The organism is Parapedobacter sp. (assembly GCF_035556095.1).
In the GTDB taxonomy this organism is placed as follows: Bacteria; Bacteroidota; Bacteroidia; order Sphingobacteriales; family Sphingobacteriaceae; genus Parapedobacter.
In genome coordinates, this window is the sequence record NZ_DATMFT010000002.1 from 41,296 (window position 1) to 62,329 (window position 21,034).

Genomic DNA, 21,034 nt, shown 5'->3' on the forward strand with positions numbered 1-21,034 from the left:
GCTGTGCACATCCCTTGCATAACAACACCCCACCTTTGCCTTAAAACAAATCCTGACAACCGAACGGGTCAGCAAAACCATCCGGCAACGGAACGAAAAGAAGCTGGACGAATTGTAAATAGGCATTCTTCCTTAGATTCATTACATTTGTAGCTATTGTTTGCCTTTATGACTAGTTTATTAGCAAAAACCCAATTATCATTATCGTAACTATAGTGACCTGAACAGATGACCAACTTCGCCTTCATACCACCCCGATGGAAAGATTTTCAGCCTACCCTGTTGCAAGCCGAACGGTATGTGTATGAAGCCCCGGACTACTGCGCCATGCTGTGCCGGAAGTCGTTGGAACAATGGTTGCGTTGGGTGTACGAACACGACCCGGATTTGGAAATGCCCTATGACGAGTCGCTGAATAACCTGCTCTATCAGGATGCCTTCAAACGGATGCTCCCCAGCGGTTTTATGGAGGCATTGAACGCCATCCGCAAGTCGGGCAACAACGCGGTGCATACCAATAAGCACATCGCTGGCGATGATACCCTGCACCTGCTTCGGCTGCTCCGGCTATTTGTGGCGTATGTAGTACAACTGTACAGCAAGGAAACGGTGAAGATACCGGAATTTGATTCCTCGTTGGTGTCGCGGGCGGCACGGAACGACAAGAGCAAAGCGGAGCTGGCTGATCTGGAGCAAAGGTACCAGAATAGTCTGCAGCAATTGCAGAAGGCCGAAGCCGAGCTGGCGGAACTGAAGGTGGTGAAGGACCAGAACATCGCCTACCTGCCGCCTCCGCAAGATCCGGACGAATCGCACACGCGTAAATTATATATCGACGCACTCCTTGCCGAAGCGGGCTGGGATCCCGATGGTGCGAACGTGCGGGAATACCCACTGGAAAATTGCTTTCCCAAAGCCGATGGTTCGCTGGGCCGGGGCTTTGTCGACTACGTGCTGTGGGGTGCCGACGGCTTGCCATTGGCGGTCGTAGAGGCTAAGCGGAGCGCACGTGACCCGCGCGTGGGCGGACAACAGGCCAAGCTGTATGCCGATGCGTTGCAGCGGAAGTTTGGACAACGCCCGGTGATCTTTTATTCCAATGGGTATACGGTCTGGCTGTGGGATGATGTGCAATACCCCGAGCGGGAAGTACAGGGCTTTTATACACGGGAAGAGTTGCAGACATTGGTGCAGCGCCGCTCGCTGCGGCAACAGCTGGGGACAGCTGCCGTCAATATGGAAATCGCCGGACGCGCCTACCAGATCGAAGCCCTTCGTGCCATGGGCGATGCGTTTGACCGCGGGCACCGCGGTGCACTGCTTGTGATGGCTACCGGTACGGGCAAAACGCGGACGGCCGCCGCTGCCGTGGAATTGCTCAGCAAGGCAGGTTGGGTAAAACGGGTACTGTTCCTGGCCGACCGCAATGCGCTGGTCACGCAGGCTAAGGAAAGTTTCAACGAACAGCTGCCCAACTACCCGGCAGTAGACCTGACCAAGGAAAAGAAAAACGACACGGCAAGGGTGGTGTTCTCAACCTACCAGACCATGATCCGCCTCATCGATGGAGAGCGCGACGGTGATAGCCGGTACTTCGGCGTGGGGCATTTCGACCTGATCATCTTTGATGAAATCCACCGGTCGGTGTATAATAAGTATCAGGCCATATTCAATTATTTTGACGGCCTGCGGCTGGGCTTAACGGCCACCCCCAAGTCGGACGGGGATAAGGATACCTACGCCTTGTTCCACTTGCAGCCAGGCGCGCCGACTTTTGCCTATGAGCTGGGCGAGGCGGTGAACGAACAGCACCTGGTGCCTTATCGGGCATTATCGGTGCCGCTCAAGTTCCAGCGTGAAGGCATCAAATACAAAGACCTCAGCGCCGAAGATCAGCGCCGGTATGAGGAGCAGTTTGCCGACCCCATTACCGGCGAGCTACCCGATGAAATCGATGCCGGGGCATTGAACAGCTGGCTCTTCAATAAAGACACGGTCATCAAGGTACTGGCTTTCCTGATGGAACGGGGCCTGAAAGTGGAAGGCGGCGACAAGCTGGCCAAGACCATCATCTTCACCAAATCGCATAAGCATTCGCTTTTCGTGAAGCAAGTGTTCGATGAGCAATACCCCGAATACAAAGGCGCATTTCTGCAACTGATCGACTACCAGACCGAGCACCACGACACCATCCTGCGCGATTTTAAGGAGCCGCAGAAAATGCCGCAGATTGCCGTATCGGTAGACATGCTGGATACGGGTATCGATGTGCCGGAAATCGGCAACCTGGTATTCTTCAAAATGGTGCGCAGCTTCACCAAATTCTGGCAGATGATCGGTCGCGGCACACGCCTGCGCAAAGACCTATTCGGGCCGGGGCAGGACAAAACCGAGTTTTATATCTTTGATTTCTGCCAAAACTTCGAGTTTTTCGACGAACATCCGAAAGGATTTGAGGCGCCGACGCCGAAATCCATCAGCCGGCGGCTGTTTGAACTGCGGCTGGACGTCGCGTACCTGATTACGCAAGACAGTACGGAAGAAAACCGGGAGTATGGCGAAGAATTGGTAGCGTTCCTCTTGCGGCAGGTGCAGTCGCTGCATACGGGCAATTTCATCGTCCGGCAGGAGCTGACCATGGTGGAACGCTACCGCGATCCGGCGGCGTGGTCGCCGCTGACGGTGGACGACGTGGGCAACCTGAAACGGCATATCGGCCACCTGGTGACCGAAGTAACCGAAGATGAACGCGCCAAACGCTTCGATGTGCTGATGCTCGACCTTCAACTGTCCATGCTTACCGGAAACCCCAAGCAGGAACGGCTCCGTAGCCGGGTGCAACAGGTGGCGCGTGGTCTCGCCACCAAAACGACCATACCGCTCGTGCAGGAGAAAATGCCCCTCATCAAAGCCGTCCAGCGGGATGACTATTGGCAGGATATATCCGTAGAGGCGGTGGATATCGTGCGGGAAGAACTGCGTGACTTGCTGTTTGTACTGGATAAGGAGCAAACTTTATCGGTCTTTACGGACCTGACCGATGACCTGGACGTACATGGTGTAAGGGAGATGGGTGCAGATTATATGGTCAACGACTTGCGGGCCTACCGCAATAAAGTGGAAGCCTACATCCGGGAGAATAGCGATTACCTGGTTATCCACAAACTGAAACATAACATTCCGCTTTCTAATGGAGACCTGGCCCTTTTGGAGCGGATGCTGTTCGATCAGGGGCACCTGGGCACCAAAGCCGACCTCGTGACGGCCTATGGCGAACAGCCGTTGGGACTCTTTGTACGAAGCATCGTTGGCTTGGATGAGCAGGCTGTTCGGGAAGCATTCCGCGACTTCATCGCCGATTCTTCACTCAATGCCCAGCAGATTCGTTTTGTGGATCAGCTTGTGAAGTTCCTGACTTCGAAAGGCACGTTCTCCACCGAAGCATTCTTTGAGCCGCCTTTTACCGACATCCATTCCGGTGGCATCACCGAAGTGTTCGATATGGATAAGACAGGGAAAATTATTTTCCTGCTGGATCGGCTGAATGCGAATTCGGATGAGGTGGGGTGAAAATCTATTTATACCTGCCTAGGTCATGTTAAACAACCAAGCTGGGATTGTTGTCCTGTCGCATTACGATGATTTCGAGAGGGCGATTATAGAAACGATCAACGCAATTAAGCTAATGATGATAGGTGGCCAAGTAATCCACCACTGTTTTCGACGAAGTAAAGTTTCGGAAATAATTACCTTTCTTTTTAGAGCATTGACTCCAATGTTACTAATAACCCACCGGCTGTAGGTAGACTTCCCTGGAATAATGTGTCCATTATCGTCTTGTGTCCAAGGCTGTCTGTCGGTGTCCTCAATAATATAATTACGCTCTTTTAATTCTTTGTCAAGTTCTTTTCTGTGCTCATAATTATGAGGATATAGCCTGTTGAGGCGGTTGTACTCGTATCTCTGAAATAGACTAAGCCCCTCACTCTCTTTTAGGTAAAAAAGAAGTGTTAACTTTAATCGGTCATTGAAATTATGCAAATTATCCATTAGACCACCTATAATCGCCTATAGTCCTATCAAAACAAAAGCATCAACTTTGTAAATTTAATCACTCTTGCCGTTAACTATCCGCTCCAAATAAGCGACTTTCTCCTTTTCAGCCTGCAGCAAGCGTTCATAAAGGTCCACGATTTTATCGGTGGTATTAAAGGTGGGTTGATAATTCACCGAACTTGCTATTAACGTCGAACTATCGCTGCTCGTATTATGATACGTGTTGTTAATGATGTTAAATACCGCTTCCTCGTCAAAATTCCTGATCGCTTCTGGATTGATGTTTAGGATAGCGGCTACCTGTTCCAATATGTCTTCTTCGACTTTTTCTTTGGCTTCCAGTTGGGATATTTTCTTTTGCGTCCAGTCTTCGCCCAATTCATAAGCAAGGGTCTCCTGTTTCATGCCGAGCATTTCCCGAAACCGTTTGATATTTCGTCCCTCGTGTATTTGTTGTGTTCTTTCCATAATGATAAAATGATGCGACAAAAGTAGCGTTCAAAACCGCTGCCACCTACGAAAATACGGAATATTTTACGAATAAGATATGCTGTCAGTGGGATAATTTATGCCGGCTAAGGGTTTGAATATGCTTTTACAGTTCAGGAGCTTTGTTGTCAGAACCAAATACTGCGAACCATGAAAAAGCAAAACACAAAGGTGAGGACGATTGACAAGTACGAGAGGTATTCCGAGATCGGAGAAATGTACTCGTCCAAATGGAGAAAGGTAGACCTATTGATCCCAAGTAATTTCCGGATGTTATGTGCCATCCTAGGCGTTAAGATGGAAGATGTGCTGCGTGATTATATGTGGATGGTGAGTTATGCAGTATCAGATGGGGGGACAGAAAAACAACGCAAGGCTGCTAAGAAATTCTTTCTTGCCTGTCAGTTCGGGCAACCGGCATATCCCGAAAAAGACATAAACGCAATGTTCAAAGAGCTGAAAGCGGTGAGGACAACCTATAACACCACCGAAAACATGGATTGGGATGACAAAGAACTGTTTTGGAAAAACAACCATATGTATATCGAATATTGGTTCAAACGCTGGTTTGAAAAGAATAGTCGGCAGGGCGATATATCCGTACTTGAAAATTATTAACCCATAGAAATCATGAAGAGCTTACCACTATTTCACAGTATCCGCATCCTTACTCGGTGCAAAGTCTCGTTACATCAGGATAGTCCATGTGGCATTCTGGTGGATGAACCGGCTGACATTACCTCATGGACAGATTACTTCATCGAAAACGAGGAATTGATCATTCAAACTAAGCCCATGCATTATGGCTTTCTATTACTAAACGACAGCTATCCTAAGATACGCGTTACATGTGCTGGCCTAAACGGCATCCATGTTCTTGACAAGGCATACGTCTCCGCCAAGGAAGAATTTCAGGTGGAGAAACTTGGTGTTATTGTCCAAACCGGTGAAGTCGACTTAAACTTAAATGCAATCGTAACCGATTGTACCGTGATTAAAAAAGGGTCCGCAAAAATACGTGGCAACGCCATTATATCTCGCATTCTAGGCAATCAACAAGGTAGATACAACGGCAGCGAACTTGAGGCATCGGAAGCCCACGTCGACCTACATGGTGACAGTCAAGCGTCGGTGTGGGCTGAGGATGAGCTGGAAGTCGGCTTATTCAGCAGAAGTAAATTACGCTACAAAGGAAATCCGAGGATGCGGGTATCTCATATTGAGGAAGGATGCTCAATTAAGCCTTTAACCAATCAAGAACTACAGAAAATCAATACTGATTAAAAAAACGTTGAATTATGGACAGAATAACATTCAGAAACTCTAAGCTCTCGTTTTTGACTAAAAAGGAAATTCTCAACCCTTTTGTTGTTTTGAAGAAAGCGTTCAAGAAAGATGCTACTTGCGAGCCCGTTCAGGACGAGTTATGGGAATTGGTCTCCACTGCTTTTAGAAAGAATTATTGGATGACTTTTAGGTCACCAAAGGTAGTCTACTTGAAATTTCTTAAAATCGTACGGCTATGCGAAGCAGCTATTCTCATTTCAAAGATACGACCAAATTACTCCGTAAAATACAGTCACTTAAGAAATATAGGGCTTTTTCAGCCGACGGAAAGAAGAAAAGAAAGCTTTCCAACCATAGCGTCCCCAGCCGATGCATATCATGCAGTAGCTTTCCATCTTAGTTCTATGCGTTCAGGGGGTGCCAAATTTGACTTTTTCAATTTTTTATATCATGGTCTAGCATCGTTGTCTTTCCAATATACCGATCTTTTGGAAGAATGTGCTTACGATACTTATCGACGAATGAGCGAACTAATTTCTGCATTATTCACAATTTATCACGCTGAACGTGATCTCGAACTTACCAGATCAGACAAGCAAAAATTGAAAAAGTTCGTTAAGGATGCTTTAGATTCAAATCGACCAAGGTTCCACTATCAAAATGACTTCGCTAATGTCTACGAAGAATATAACGCATCCGACCTGTTCAATGCATTGGATTACTTGAATTCGACTTCTTTTGACAAGATGTTCTGGCAACGGAACGATAATCCGGGAAATGTATTGTTCTATTTTGATGAACTTCTCTTTTTGTTGGAAGCCTTTTGGAATTACTCAAGACGGCTGAAACCGAAATGGAAAGAGATTGCTTGGAACCTACCGGGTGACGTGATTAAAAATATCAAGTATTTACCGAATGAAGCCTTGAAACATCCAATTTCTTTTTTGGATAAAAAATTCGTTGACAAGCCATTAGGCGCTTGGCAAACCGAACTCGAAGCGTGGAAATTAGAAATTCTGGAAGGCAATCACTACAGGTCTCATAGGTATAAAGAACTTGCGAGCTTTTTATTTTGTTTAGCCGAATTGGCAAGTTTACTGGAATACGACCCTAAGCGATTGGCTGAGCTGTCTAGATATGCGACAGAGTAAATAAATCAAACTTAAAAAGTAAACAATTGGATATGGAGACACAACAAAATACGCTAGAGCAAGTAATCCTGACCTTGACAGAAAAATACAACATCGAATGCATTTACCTTAATGCGCACGATAACGCTGATACATGTTGTGAACTGGTTATTCTCGTATCAAATAAGTATGTGAAGAACCTAGGCGAACTGGTGCCGAAAATGGTCAATACCATCAAAGCTTTTGGCGATTATCGTGTATTGTGTTATGTAGCCTTTCAGGCAAAGGATAAAATAAGGGAGGGTAATCTTTTTCTGTTTACCGCCTGTCAGCCCGATAAGTTGGCATACCAAAAGGATGCGTCCGACTTTAATCCGATCCCCGACAATCTTGATTCTAAGAAATGCTTGGAGTTAGCGAACGCCTTGCGAAGTAGGGAATCCCGGAAAATAGACGAATTCAGGGATGGATATTTTCATTTCAAGGAACAGAAGAAATATGCGATGGCTGCGTTCATGCTTCATCAAACCATCGAGCTGACGTATCGATATCTTGAGCTATTGCTGACGGCCAAAGAACGCATCACCCATTCTATCCGTTGCCATCATCGTTTCCTGCAAGAAGCATGTGCCTTTTATCCGGCTGTTTTCGATGACGAAAAAAATGAGGATATCTACCTGCTTCAGGTATTGGAGGATGTTTACCGGGCAACCCGTTATGAAGATAACTTTCAAGTTGATTTGGATACACTGCTTCAATTGGAGCATAAGATGGAAACTGCGTTGTCAACTGCTGAAACCATCTTCGAGCGGGTTATCCTAGCTTTCGAGGAGCATCAGGCTTCGAAGGTTGAAATTCCTGAACATCACGCGGAGCCGTCTAACTCCAAACAAAAAGGAGTTTTCGAATACGATAAGGACAATCCGTTGGAAAGCGTATTGAATCATATACAATCCCTTGTTGACGTGAATATCTGTGTCTTTTTGTTCGGCAGTCGGACAAGGTGCTTTGAAATACAGGGTATTAATGCGAAAGAAGGAAATCAAGATATTACAGCCCATTATTATGATTTGCTTATCGTCAGTGAAAGTGATATTCGGGAACAAGTTGGAAATATCCAGGCCTCCATCAATCAAGCTACTGGAGTTTCCGTACTCTTACTTTCGTTTACACAGGAGCAGATACAAAAGCAGCTCAACAAGAACAGTTCATTCTTTCATCAGGCTTTGCGATATGTCGAGCCGCTATTTTGTGCCGAAAATTATTCGCTGGACTTGACCTTCCACGAAAATAATGGTGTACGTACCGATGAGGAACAAAATAAAGCACAAATGAAATGGTATAATCGGGAGGATAACGCAAGTGGATTTTATAACGGTGGTCGAGCCATAGACAATTCGGAAGAGGTTTCGATAAAGATACTGCTTTATAACCAAGCGATCGAGCAAGCGTGCTTGGGATTGCTGGAATATTTCTATGGATATAAACCATACCAACATAATCTCAAGCACTTATACAGCTTATGCGCCAGTTTTTGGGCATTTCCAAACGATATCTTTCCCCGTTCGACTGAAGAAGAAAAATTGCTTTTCGATGAGTTCGCCCAAACCGTGAAAAACACCCGATATCAGGGCTGGTCTAGGGCCGACTGGGACGAAGCCTATCGCTATGATAGATGGTGCGAGCGTTTTCTGAAAGAATGCAGCAACCTAGTCCGGGGGTAATCAATCCTAAGCCTCATTTGAGTCGCTGGCGGTTTCCGTTAGCGACTTTTTTACTTCCGTTTATTCGACCTAAGCTATCTTGATATGCATTTAGGTTTGAGACCATCGTGTAAAATCATCGAAACAATAAGCATTGGAAAAGCTCAATAGATACCAAACCGTTGTCATCCTTGTTTCCGTCCTTTTGGGACGATTCAGCGGACAACATTTTAACTATCCTTAGTCTTTTGCTAATTTCAAAATCCGGTAAGCCCCCCTTGCCACAATTATAAATACGATTGCTCCGATAATTAGGTCGGGATAACTTGAATTTAGCCAGTTGACCAAGAGGCCGGCCACGATAACACCGGTGTTGATTATCACGTCGTTTGAGGTGAAAATCATAGAGGCTTGCATATGAGATTCCTTGCTTTTGCTTTTTTGCAGTAAATAGAGGCAAAGTACGTTTGCCACCAACGCCAAAACAGAAACGATAATCATCGTTTGAAAGTCCGGCATGTTTTCCGCTCCAATAAACCGTCTGATAACTTCAACAAAACCAATGACCGCTAAGACGACTTGAAAATACCCCGCAAATCTGGCTATGTTGTTCTTTCTTGCGATCGTCCCCCCAACGGCGAACAATGCTAAAGCGTACACGATACTGTCAGCAAGCATATCCAGGCTATCAGCTACCAATCCCATTGAGTTCGAAAAAACACCAAACAACATTTCCAGCCCAAAGAAAAGGAAGTTGATAATCAGTACTATCCAAAGTAATTTTCGTTGACTGTGATTGGTGTCTGTTTGAACTGTTGCATTGCTTTCTTCGGTTGAAATCAATGTTGTATTCAAGTTCAATGTTCCCAAAGCCGAAAAAATCGGCTCTGGGTCTCCACTGTGGTAAATAGTTAGCTCTCTGTTGGGAATATCAAATTCCAATGATTTTACCGGATCGAAGTTTTGTAACTTCATACGGATTAATTGCTCCTCACTTGGGCAATCCATTTTAGTTACATTGAATATGGTTTTTTTCATTCCCTTAAAGTTTGAATTTTATTCCTCCATTAATCACAAATCCGTCCAACGGTGCATAGATGTCTTTAAAAACCGGATTGGTAATCGTCCCTGTATAAATGCTGTCAAAACGTGTCTGCCGGGCGTCAAGGAAGTTCTCAAAGTTAATGTATAGCGAAAACCTTTCCCAAATCTTTTCAGCCATAAATCCGGTAATCAGGTAGTCTTTACCAGTAGTTCCATTGTTCAGTTTTTGAGGACTGAAATAATAGGCTTCCAGCCCAACTACCCACTCATCTTCTATTTCATACATCAGGACGGAATTAATACGGTGTTTTGGCGTTAAAGGACTTTCTACAGTCGTTCCATTTTGGTGTAATCGGGCATCAGTATACGTATACCCCAAGAACAATTTTAGGTCATCATAGCCGATTTTAATATTGGTTTCAGTCCCTTTGGTATGGATGTAGCCCGGTGAGTTAACGAACTGATACAGATTTACCGAGGGATTTTCAAGTAACAAGGGATTATCCAAATAGGTGTAAAAGAACAAATGGTTTATACTGAATGACCAATTCTCGCCGATGCTAGTACTGTAATTGATGTCCGCATTTGCGCCATAGCTTTTTTCCAATTTATTGGTCTTGTCGTCAATGGGCATTACATTCTGATATTGTATGCGTTCGCTTTCTTCCGTAAAAATGGTTGGTGTTTTGTAGCCAAATCCACCGCCAACCCGTGAGGTTAAGCCCTCGGCAATGTGGAATAAAGCTGAAACTCTTGGCAAGAAAACTGCTCCATAATCCATAACGTAATCTGTGCGGAAACCTGTTTCTAATTGCAGCCAATCCGTGGTTTTCCAAGAGTTTTGTACAAAGGCGCCGAAGGTGGTCTGATTGTAATCTCTCAACGGAAATGCGGTAATTTGCTCTTCTTTGAAATTATCCGTCCAGATATTGATACCTGCTACCCATTCCGCTTTTTCTGTACTGTTGGTATAATTAGCTTCGGTGAACGTAGCAGTCTGTGTCCCTTCAAATTGATAACTTGGAATTGTTGTGTTTCTGTTGAAATAACTTACGCTGTTTTTGATTTGAATAGAACTGTTTTCATTGATGAAGTGGTCGAGAGCAAATTGAGTGGAATAGCGTTGGGTTTTATTTTCCTCGAAATATTGGTGTGTATTATCCCCGTTTCCTTTAATGTAAAGCATACCGCCTCCCATACGGTTCTCAATCGTTGCATTGATGCCGAAGTTTAGTTTCGTCTTTTCATCAAAGTAAACGAAGAGCTTCGGGTTCAGCACATATCGTTCGAATTGAGGAATAGCAGATAATCCATTTTCGGCGGGGTCATACGCTGCATTACGGTTATGGGACGCAAATATGGTTGTCCCAACTTTATTAAACCTTTGCCCGTAAAAGCCGTTTATATCCAAACCTCTGCCGGAGGTTCCGTTGAGGTGAAAGCGCAAGTCCCTTTCCTCTGTTGGGGTTTTGGAAATCAGGTTAACCAGCCCGGCAATTGCACCCCCACCATATAGCGTAGATGTGGACCCCTTGATTACTTCCACCTGTTTAAGATCGAGTGGCGGTATCTGTAATAAGCCCAATCCGCTTGAGGCACCGGAATAAATAGGGAACCCGTCTTTCAGGATTTGTGTATATCTTCCATCAAGTCCCTGAATACGGATACTTGCATTGGCACTGGTAGGCGAAGTGGTTTGTACATGAATACCTGTACTTTCCGCCAAAAGCATACGAATATCTCCCGGTTTCATATTGCCTTTTTCGCCCAGTTCCTCGCTTCCAATAAATTCAATACGTGTAGGAATATTTTGTATGCTTCTTGTACTCCTTGTAGAAGATATAACCACTTCCTCTAATTCCTCTGAACTTTCTATGAGTAAGATTTCAATGGGACTGTTATCAGCCAATGGAAATTCCAATGTATCAATATGGTCGTTAAACCCAATATAGCTAAGTTGTATTTCCTGAAGTCCGTCAGGAATATTTGATATTGTGATTAGACCGCTTTCGTTTGATGTCGCCGCACGGGAGATTCCTTTTATAGATGCTGTCACACCGATCAAGGGGTCTTTGTTTTCACTGTTTCTAACAACAGCATTTAATGTGTTTTGTGCAAATACACAGAGATTTAGTGTCATGAAAAATGACGCAAAGAGTATTTTTTTCATCTAACTGTTTTTTTTATCGGCGATGAAGCTTGCCGAAGACAGGTTTCATTGTACAATGATACTTAGTGTGAAAATATACGATGACTATGCAAAGCACCGTTAATCAATTTGTGCTGAACGCACTACACATTAAGAAAGTTGCGGAGGATGCCAAACAGAAAAGGGAAAGTCTGAAACAGGTGATACAGTTATTATACCCAATTTCTTTTCAGGTTGCTGGACAGCATTCGCTGCTAAAGAATAAAAAGAGGTAATTACAAATCCGGCACAGGTATTGCATTTAGAAAAAGGCGAGCAACATTCCATACCGCAATCGTCATTGTCTTGTTCCTGAATGTTTGTTGTTTGATGAGTGAGGTCAAAGCATTTATCTTCGATAAAGCCTGGCAAGGTCGATAAGACCAAGACCATTAATGCTAATATGAATGATAAATGTTTCATTTCCCAAAGATATTATATTAAAACTATTCTTTAAAATTTCATCCGTTGTATTCGTACCGCATTCAGGATAGCCAATAACGCTACGCCGACATCCGCAAAAACTGCTACTTATCGGAACCAGTAGGATCTCGGTAAGCGAGCAGGCGTAGCGCGTTTAAAACGACCACCAGCGTAGATCCTTCGTGCGCTATAACAGCGGGCCCGATGGTAGCGACACCCAAAACGGTTAATGGGATCAGCGCCGCCACAACGCCCAGACTTATCCAGAGATTCTGCTTTATAATCGATTTGGCCTTCCTGCTCAGACCTATGGCCAGCGGCAGTGCTTCCAGTTTGTCCCCCATCAGCGCGATGTCCGCAGTTTCCAGGGCCACGTCGCTGCCAGCCGCCCCCATGGCGATGCCGACCGTACTTTTGGCCATGGCTGGGGCATCGTTTACCCCGTCGCCCACCATGGCCACCTTTGATTCCTGTTCCCGCAGCTTATCGATGGCAGCCACTTTCTCCTCGGGAAGCAGGCTGCCCCACGCATCGGTTATCCCGATTTCTTTGGCTACCGCATCAGCTACCTGTTGGTTATCACCCGTCAACATCACCATGCGCCGGATACCGATGCCCTTCAGCCTCACTAAGGTCGGTTTCGCTTCTTCCCTCGGCGTATCCATCAGGGCGATCATGCCGATATACCGGTCGCCTTGCCGGATCAGCATGGTTGTATTGCCCGCAGCCTCCAGCTTACCGACCTGCCGGGCCACTTCTTCGCCCGGCTTATGCGCATCCAGACCTTCATACAGGTCCAGATTGCCGATGTAGATTCGTTTACCCTCAAATGTGGCTTGCACGCCTTTGCCATGCACCGCTTCCAAATCGCTAGCTTCTGGCACATCCACAGCTTCCAAACGTTCCCGGCCATCGCGCACCACCGCTTTGGCCAAGGGATGGTCGCTTAACGCTTCTACGGCGACGGCTATTTTGAGTACCTCCTGTTTGTCCATTCCATCCAATGCAACGACCTCCGTCAGCCGCGGCTGCCCTTTGGTCAGTGTGCCCGTCTTGTCGAAGGCCAGGGCGGTGAGCGAACCGAGGTCTTCCAGCGGCCTTCCCCCTTTTATCAGCACACCGCTGCGGGCTGCACGCGCCACTCCGCTAAGAACCGCACTCGGAGTGGAGATTGCCAGCGCACACGGACTGGCAGCCACAAGCACGGCCATCGCGCGGTAGAAACTTTCGCTGAAGGGTTCATCGACTACCACAAAGGCAAGGCAGAGTAAAACCACAAGCACCAGTACCGATGGCACGAAGATTTTTTCAAACCGGTCCGTGAACTGCTGGGTGGGTGATTTCTGTGTCTGTGCCTCGTTGACAAGCGTGACCAGACGGGATAAGGTGGAGTCCTTGGCCACCCTGGTCACCTGTACCTCCAGCGTATTGTTTCCGTTTATCGTCCCGGAGAACACCCGGTTTTCACCCTTAATATCGGTCACGGTGGACCAGTCCCGCCCCGGATCATCAACCGGGCTTTTATCGACCGGCACACTTTCACCTGTGATGGGTGCTTGGTTAACCGAACTTTCCCCCGAAACCACCACCCCGTCTGCCGAAATCTTGCTGTTTGGCCTTATAACAATGACGTCGCCAACCGATAGCTGATCAATACTGACCTCCTCGGTTTTACCATCCTTTTTGAGCAACGCTGTTTTAGGGGCCAGCTCCGTCAGGGCAGCTATGGACTTGCGTGCCTTTCCCATAGCGTAATGCTCCAGGCTATGGCCCAGGCTGAAAAGGAATAGTAGCAGCGCCCCTTCAGCCCACTCGCCGAGTATGGCCGCACCGATCGCAGCGACGAGCATGAGGAAGTCGATTTCGAAACCGCCTTTGGCCACCGTTTCGACAGCTTCTTTGGCCGTGAAAAACCCGCCGAAAAAATAGGCCCCGATATACAGCGCCAAGCTTACCCATTCCGGGACCCCGGTATAGGACAGTCCGTAGCCGGCACCCAACAATACCCCTGACAATCCCGCAAATACCAGTTCAGCATTGCTACCGAATGTCCCGCCGTGATCATGTTCGTGACCCTCGGCCGTTTGGGCTGCGTGCGCCGCATCGCTCCCCTCACCGGAGCCCCGTGTCCGCAGTCCTGATTTCCGGAGGATGATCCGGATAGCCTTTTCGTCGATGATGCCCGAGTCAAACTCAATCCGGACCATGCCCGATGGCGCCACCGAAGCTTGGACAACGCCCGCTGCCGCCGACAGTTTTTCTTCGACCTGACGGGCGTGCCGCGCATGGCGTATGCCACCCACTTCCAACAATAGGTGTCCGTATTTGCCTGTTATTTCCGCGCCGGCCTGTGTGGCCAGCCGCTCGACCCTAGCTGTGGAAAGGATATCGGGATCGTAGTGGAAGCACAACAGCGGTTGATCTCCGGTTCCGTCCACGACGTGGACCTCTTCCAGACCCCTTACACCTTTTAACCGATCTACTAAGCGTTGAACACAACGATCCCGCTCGTCGGGCACGCCGGGAAGAATAAGCGACAGTTCCTTTTTCAGTTTTTTCACTTGCTTTCTATCTGGTTCTCTTTATTACAAACATAATTACAATACATTTTGATTTACAGTCCCCTGGAAATATCTTCAGTTTATATTACCCATCAAGTGGTCATAAAAATGCATAAATAGCATACAAATGCCCGCTAACGCTATAATTCCGATTATGATAACGAAAAAAAACAGAAACGGTTCTTCCCGCCTGAGCCGTTTTGCACCCCACGTCAGTTTTCCGGATGAACATCCGGCCCTTTTGGTCCCTTTACCCCTTTTCTTCCGTTTTAAACTCGCTGCCGAATCCCTGGACTTTTTGGAGTGGCGTCTTTGCCAATATCCCCGCTTTGATATGCGGCCATTTTTTTTCATGTCGGCGTCTTGTTAATGGACAGACATCATACGGTTTAAGCACCCGCACGCAGTCCTTCTGCGTGCGGGTGCTTAGGTTTTATTCCCAAAACTTATTATCCGGGGTTTGGCTTCCCTTTGAAATGCTCGTATTCGGTGCCATGGATCGTTAGTGACTGTGGCCACCGGTGTTACTCATTTTGGCATTAATGAAAAATGCGCCTTTGATGGCAATTTTTGATCCGGCAGGCAATTCCGTAACCGGTGTTATGGATGTGTATCCCAGACTGGTTTCCCCTTTGGCCACCTCAATCTTTTCGAAATTCATGCTGCCGTCCTCTGCGGCTCCGTGTTCATGGCCGTCTTCCTCGCTGTGCGAATGCGATTCGTCACCGCCTTCCGCTCCGCCGGCACCATGTGAATGCCCTTCTTCCTCGGGCTCTTTATCCGTAACCACAAAGATGTAGTATTTCCCTTCCGCATCTACGATTGCATCATTGGGCACGGCCGGGGATTCGACGCCTTCATGGCTGATCTGGCCATTGATGCCCATCCCATCGATCAAGCCGGTCTTATCCCCTTTGATGCTACAATGCACCGGTACTGATTTGCCATCGCCCTCAAACGCTGCCCCGATGCTGAACACTTCCGCTTCATACATCCGCCCCGGATTATTGGTCAACGCGAAATTCACCTTCTGTCCGACCCTGACGGACGGGAGATCTTTCTCGAATACGTTCAAATCGACATGGATGTTACCGTTATCAACAATCTCCGCCACGGGAGAGGAGACATCCACATAACTGCCCACCTTGGCGAACACATTGCTCACGGTACCACCTATGGGGCTTTTTACCGGAAGGGATGACTGCAGATTGCCCCTGTTCAGGTTTGCCGGCTCGAGGCCCATCAGCTGCAGTTGCTGTTTAAGCGAGGCCTGCCGGGTTTGCAGCGCATTGAGTTCGGCTTCTGCATTCTGCAGGTTACGCAGTGTACCCGCGTTGCCCGCATTCAGCTCCTGCTGCCGCTTCATTTCAAGAGAGGCAAAGGTGATGCGGCTTTCCAGGGTAAGGTATTCCTCCTGCAATCGCAGGAACTCGGGGTCCGCAATCGTGGCAATCACCTGGCCTTTTCTGACCGCACTGCCCACCTGTACCAGCAGGCGCTGCACAGCACCGCCATAGAGGGAGGTGGCATTGGCCTTGCTCAAATTGGGGACTTCCAGCCTGCCGACCACGGCAAATGATGCATTGAGTTTCCTTCGCTCTACTTCCCCCAGCTGCACACCAACTGCATTGAGCTGCTCCCTGCTGAGCACGGCTACCGTTGCCGCGCCTTCCCCGTGTCCCTCTTCGGCCGGTGCCCCGGACTCGCCATGGCCATGACCGTCATCAGGCGAGTGTCCGCCGCCGCATGCAATGAAGATCAGCACACCTGCCAATATTAACCCCGCTAAAATATTCCGTTTCATTGTGTTTATCTTTATATTAATCGTTGTTCAAATAGTTGTATTCGATAACCGACTGGTTGTACTGGTTAAGCGCATCCAGATAGCTGCTGCGTGTGGACACGGCCTGGCTGATGAACTGGCTGAGTTCGGCAAAACCGATCTCACCGGCAGTGTAGCTCTGGGTAGCCGCCGCGATGATCTCGTCAGCCTGCCGGAGCCCAGCCGTTTCATAAAATTGCAGCATGGCCTGATTGCGTCCGATTTTGGATAGCGCATTGCTTCGCTGGGTCTCCAGCTGCTGGGTTTCGTAGGAAAGCCGCGCTTCCGCTGCTTTCATCCCAGCGCTGGCTTCGCGTACCTTGTTGCGGTACGCCCCCGCGCCAAAAAGGGGAAAGGCTGCAGTGACCGAAAAACCGGTAAAAGGATCGCTGGCTCCCCATATCCGCTGGGAAAAAAACCTGCCCGAAAAGTCAGGCATCATGCCCTGTTTCTGCACCCTGACATTCGCTGCCGCAATGTTTATATTTTGTTTCTGGAGCGCTATCAACGGATGGGAAGCATCTGTGCGATTTACCGGCGTAGGTAACTTATCCAGTGGCTCGGCCACGGGCAGCAGCCATTGATTGACATCCAGCAGCAGCATCAGCTGCTGCTGCTGTACCTGCATATCCTTCCTGTTTTGTTCCTTCATCGCCCGGAGTTCCTTCATTTTAGCCTCTGCGGCGATCCGGTCAAGGCCCGGAGCGTCACCCGTTTCAACCCGCAAGCGGCTGGCCTCATACGTGTTCGTATAGATACTGTCAAGACGCTCAAACAGCGCCTGCTTATCCTGCAGGTACCAAAGTTCATAGTACGCCGTGCGCACGTCCCGTGTGACCGCTGCGTTGAGCGCATCGGTGTTCAGCTCATGGTATTTGAGCTGCTCGCGGAAATACGCCCGGCGCGCGGCGTAAAGCCCCGGCCAGGGTAAGTCCTGGGATACGCCTATCTTGAGGACACCGATCTGATCGGATGGCCGGAAATCCTCGTTTTCGGCGAAAATGCCGGTCTTGGGAATGTCCGCCGCGGTCCTCACTGCATATCCTGCCTGATCGATTTCCGAGCGGTTCACCGTCAGACCCAGGTTGCTTTTCAGGGCGGTGTCTACCGCCGCTGTTACGGTAATCCGCTCCTGGGCATGTACCATGCTGCCCAGTCCGAGCAGCAGAAAAATGGTCAGGGTAGCTACCGATGGTTTCATACGCATACGAATTTTACTGTTGAACAATAGGTAAAGCAAAGGCAGGACGAACAGCGTCAGGAAGGTTGCTGTCACCAGGCCACCGATCACCACCGTTGCCAGGGGTTTCTGCACCTCGGCACCGGCACTGGTGCTGATGGCCATCGGGAGGAAGCCCAGGCTGGCCACCGTGGCGGTCATCAGTACAGGCCGCAGTCGGGTTCTGGTACCTTCCATCACGCGCTGCACAACATCCGTAACCCCTTCTTTGGCGAGTTGATTGAATGTGCCGATCAGGACGATACCGTTGAGCACCGCAACACCGAACAACGCGATGAAACCTATTCCGGCGCTGATACTGAAGGGCATATCCCGGAGTACCAGCGCGAATACCCCACCGATGGCGCTCATCGGGATGGCCGTAAAGATCAGTATTGCCTGCTTAAAAGACCCGAACGTGAGGTAAAGCAGCATAAAGATCAGCAGCAGGGATACCGGCACGGCCACCATCAACCGCCCGCTGGCTTCCCTCAGGTTTTCAAACTGCCCCCCATAGGTGAAATAGTAGCCCGATGGCAGTCTGACCTGCTGGTCCAACTTGGACTGGATTTCTTCGACCACGCTCTCCACGTCCCTACCCGACACGTTGAAGCCCACCACGATGCGGCGCTGGCTTTGTTCCCGGCTGATCTGCGCGGGCCCCAGTTTGTAACTGATCGTAGCCAGCTGCGAAAGCGGGATCTGCGTTCCGGAAGGCGTCGACACCATCAGGTTATTCACATCGTCGATGCCTGCGCGGTGCGCGCTGTCCAGCCGCACCACCAGGTCAAACCGCCGTTCATCCTCGAATACCAGTCCCGCAGCCTTGCCCGCAAAGGCGGTGCTCAGCACATCGTTGACCGTTTCAATGTCCAACCCGTAGTTGGCCAGCCTCGTGCGGTCATACTCCACATTGATCTGCGGCAGCCCGCCCACCCGCTCAACCAGGGGAGCCGTGGCCCCGCTGACGGTTTGGATCACCCGGCTTACCTCGTTGGCATAGGAGGCCAGGGTATCCAGGTTCTCACCGAATATTTTGACGGCCACGTCCTGACGGATGCCTGTCATCAGCTCGTTGAACCGCATCTGGATCGGCTGGTTCTTTTCGAAGAACACACCGGGTATCACCTCCAGCGCCTCCATCATCGCGTCGCCCAATTCATTGTATGACCGTTCCGTTTTCCACTCGTCCTTCGGCTTCAGGATGATCATCATGTCGGTCGCCTCCGGGGGCATGGGATCTGTCGGCACTTCCGCTGCTCCGGTCTTACCGACCACCATCTTTACCTCGTCAAACGACTTTAAAATCCTTGATGCCTGCATGGAGGTTTCGATGCTCTGGTCCAACGAACTGCCCTGCGGCAGGATGCAGTGGAAGGCGAAGTCGCCTTCCTGCAACTGCGGGATGAACTCTCCCCCCATACCCCTGAACACCCATAAGCTGATGGCAAACAGGCCCACTGTGGCAGTGATGACGATGTATTTCACTCGGATAGCTTTCCGGAGCAGGGGCTGGTATCTGCGTTGCAACCAAACCATCATGCGGTCGGAAAACGTCTCCTTATATACCCCTTTCTTTGAAAGGAAGAGGGCCGACATCATCGGGATATAGGTCATCGAGAGAATAAGCGCCCCGAAGATGGCAAAACCCACAGTCTGGGCCATCGGAGTAAACATCTTGCCCTCTACCCCCACGAGCGTGAGGATCGGGATGTACACAATCAGGATGATGATCTCCCCGAAAGCAGCACTTGTTCGGATCTTGGAAGCCGAGACATGGACCTCTTCATCCATCTCGGCCTGGGTGAGCCTTTCGGTTGACTTTCGCAGACCCAGGTGATGCAGCGTAGCCTCCACGACGATGACGGCCCCGTCTACGATCAGCCCGAAGTCGATTGCTCCCAGGCTCATCAGGTTCGCACTTACGCCGAATACCCGCATCATGCCTAAAGCGAAAAGCATGGACAGGGGGATGGCGGAGGCCACGATCAGGCCCGCCCGTAGGTTACCAAGGAAAAGCACCAGCACGAAGATCACGATCAGTGCACCCTCGATCAGGTTCTTTTCTACCGTACGGATGGCCCTGTCCACCAATTCGGTGCGGTCCAGATAAGGCTCGATCACCACATCATCGGGCAGGGACTTCTGGATGACCGGGATTTTTTCCTTGACCCGTTTGACCACTTCGTTGCTGTTTTCACCCTTCAGCATCATCACCACGCCGCCCACTGCGTCGACTTCGCCGTTGTATGTCAGCGCGCCATAACGCACCGCACTGCCGAAGCGAACCTCGGCTACGTCCCGGACGAATATGGGAACGCTGCCCGGGATGTTCTTCACCGCGATTTTCCTGACATCATCCAGTGAGGTCACCAGGCCGATGCCACGTATGAAATACGCGTTGGGCTTTTTGTCAATATAGGCTCCACCGGTATTCTGGTTGTTCTTCTCCAGGGCGCTGAAAATATCGGTGACCGATACTCCCATGGCCCGCAGGCGGTTGGGATTGATGGCCACCTCGTACTGCTTGAGTTCGCCCCCGAAACTGTTGATCTCGGCCACGCCGGGCGTGCCGCTGAGCTGCCTGCGCACGATCCAGTCCTGCATGGTACGCAGGTCCCTGGAATCGTACTTACCTTCGCTGCCGGGCTTCGGGTGGAGGATATACTGGTAGACCTCGCCGAGGCCGGTACTTACCGGAGCCATCTCCGGCGAGCCCACGCCGTCGGGTATCTGCTCGGCCGCTTCCTGCAGCCGCTCATTGATGAGCTGCCGGGCGAAATAAATGTCCACGTCTTCTTCGAATATGGCGGTAATCACGGAAAGCCCGAAGCGGGAAATGCTGCGGGTCTCTTCGATGCCCGGCACGTTGGCAATAGCAAGTTCGATGGGGAATGTCACCAGCTGCTCCACTTCTTGGCCGGCAAGTGTCGGGCACACCGTGATGATCTGCACCTGATTGTTGGTGATATCCGGCACCGCGTCAATGGGTAGCTTTGATGCGCTCCAGACGCCCCATACAATAAGTAATAGGGTCATTAGGCCAACAATAGCTTTATTCTTTATACTGAATTTTATGATTGAATCTAACACGTTCGTCTTGATTAATGCA

Annotated in this window: 12 protein-coding genes; 5 read left to right on the forward strand and 7 right to left on the reverse strand. The window is 49.2% G+C overall.

The annotated features are described in order from the left end of the window. Nucleotides 1–228 precede the first annotated feature (228 nt). On the forward strand, nucleotides 229–3,570 hold the full coding sequence (locus VNQ80_RS00370; protein ID WP_325635206.1) for a DEAD/DEAH box helicase family protein: 3,342 nt from the start codon (nucleotides 229–231) through the stop codon (nucleotides 3,568–3,570). A 537-nt stretch (nucleotides 3,571–4,107) separates the two neighbouring features. Here VNQ80_RS00370 and VNQ80_RS00375 read toward each other — a convergent pair. Further along, nucleotides 4,108–4,524 (reverse strand): helix-turn-helix transcriptional regulator, encoded by a 417-nt coding sequence (locus VNQ80_RS00375; RefSeq protein ID WP_325635208.1) that lies wholly within the window; start codon nucleotides 4,522–4,524, stop codon nucleotides 4,108–4,110. A 171-nt stretch (nucleotides 4,525–4,695) separates the two neighbouring features. Here VNQ80_RS00375 and VNQ80_RS00380 point away from each other — a divergent pair, with 171 nt between their 5' ends. The 4 genes from VNQ80_RS00380 to VNQ80_RS00395 are packed head-to-tail and all read left to right on the forward strand — an operon-like array spanning nucleotide 4,696 to nucleotide 8,686. Further along, nucleotides 4,696–5,163, forward strand: coding sequence for a hypothetical protein (locus VNQ80_RS00380; protein ID WP_325635210.1), 468 nt, complete (start codon nucleotides 4,696–4,698; stop codon nucleotides 5,161–5,163). A 12-nt stretch (nucleotides 5,164–5,175) separates the two neighbouring features. Continuing rightward, nucleotides 5,176–5,829 carry a GIN domain-containing protein gene (locus VNQ80_RS00385; protein WP_325635212.1) on the forward strand — a complete coding sequence of 218 codons (654 nt, stop codon included), beginning with the start codon at nucleotides 5,176–5,178 and terminating at the stop codon, nucleotides 5,827–5,829. 14 nt (nucleotides 5,830–5,843) lie between these two features. After that, nucleotides 5,844–6,983 carry a hypothetical protein gene (locus VNQ80_RS00390; protein WP_325635214.1) on the forward strand — a complete coding sequence of 380 codons (1,140 nt, stop codon included), beginning with the start codon at nucleotides 5,844–5,846 and terminating at the stop codon, nucleotides 6,981–6,983. A 32-nt stretch (nucleotides 6,984–7,015) separates the two neighbouring features. After that, nucleotides 7,016–8,686: a HEPN domain-containing protein gene (locus VNQ80_RS00395; protein WP_325635216.1), complete on the forward strand. Its 1,671-nt coding sequence runs from the start codon at nucleotides 7,016–7,018 to the stop codon at nucleotides 8,684–8,686. Nucleotides 8,687–8,905: 219 nt separating this feature from the next. Here VNQ80_RS00395 and VNQ80_RS00400 read toward each other — a convergent pair whose 3' ends face one another. The 6 genes from VNQ80_RS00400 to VNQ80_RS00425 form a co-directional block, all read right to left on the reverse strand. Continuing rightward, complete coding sequence (locus tag VNQ80_RS00400; RefSeq protein WP_325635218.1) at nucleotides 8,906–9,703, reverse strand: cation diffusion facilitator family transporter; 798 nt, start codon at nucleotides 9,701–9,703, stop codon at nucleotides 8,906–8,908. Between the two features lie 4 nt (nucleotides 9,704–9,707). Continuing rightward, a complete protein-coding gene (locus tag VNQ80_RS00405; protein ID WP_325635220.1) occupies nucleotides 9,708–11,879 on the reverse strand; it encodes a TonB-dependent receptor in 2,172 nt (723 codons plus the stop codon). Nucleotides 11,880–12,008: 129 nt separating this feature from the next. After that, the gene (locus tag VNQ80_RS00410) at nucleotides 12,009–12,320 is read right to left on the reverse strand and encodes a hypothetical protein (RefSeq protein WP_325635222.1); all 312 of its coding nucleotides are present in this window, start codon (nucleotides 12,318–12,320) and stop codon (nucleotides 12,009–12,011) included. A gap of 104 nt (nucleotides 12,321–12,424) precedes the next feature. Continuing rightward, entirely contained in the window at nucleotides 12,425–14,881 is a 2,457-nt protein-coding gene (locus VNQ80_RS00415) for a heavy metal translocating P-type ATPase (RefSeq protein WP_325635224.1), read from the reverse strand. A gap of 502 nt (nucleotides 14,882–15,383) precedes the next feature. Next, nucleotides 15,384–16,685, reverse strand: coding sequence for an efflux RND transporter periplasmic adaptor subunit (locus VNQ80_RS00420; RefSeq protein ID WP_325635226.1), 1,302 nt, complete (start codon nucleotides 16,683–16,685; stop codon nucleotides 15,384–15,386). Nucleotides 16,686–16,701: 16 nt separating this feature from the next. Next, nucleotides 16,702–21,015 carry a CusA/CzcA family heavy metal efflux RND transporter gene (locus VNQ80_RS00425; RefSeq protein ID WP_325635228.1) on the reverse strand — a complete coding sequence of 1,438 codons (4,314 nt, stop codon included), beginning with the start codon at nucleotides 21,013–21,015 and terminating at the stop codon, nucleotides 16,702–16,704. Nucleotides 21,016–21,034: the final 19 nt, after the last annotated feature.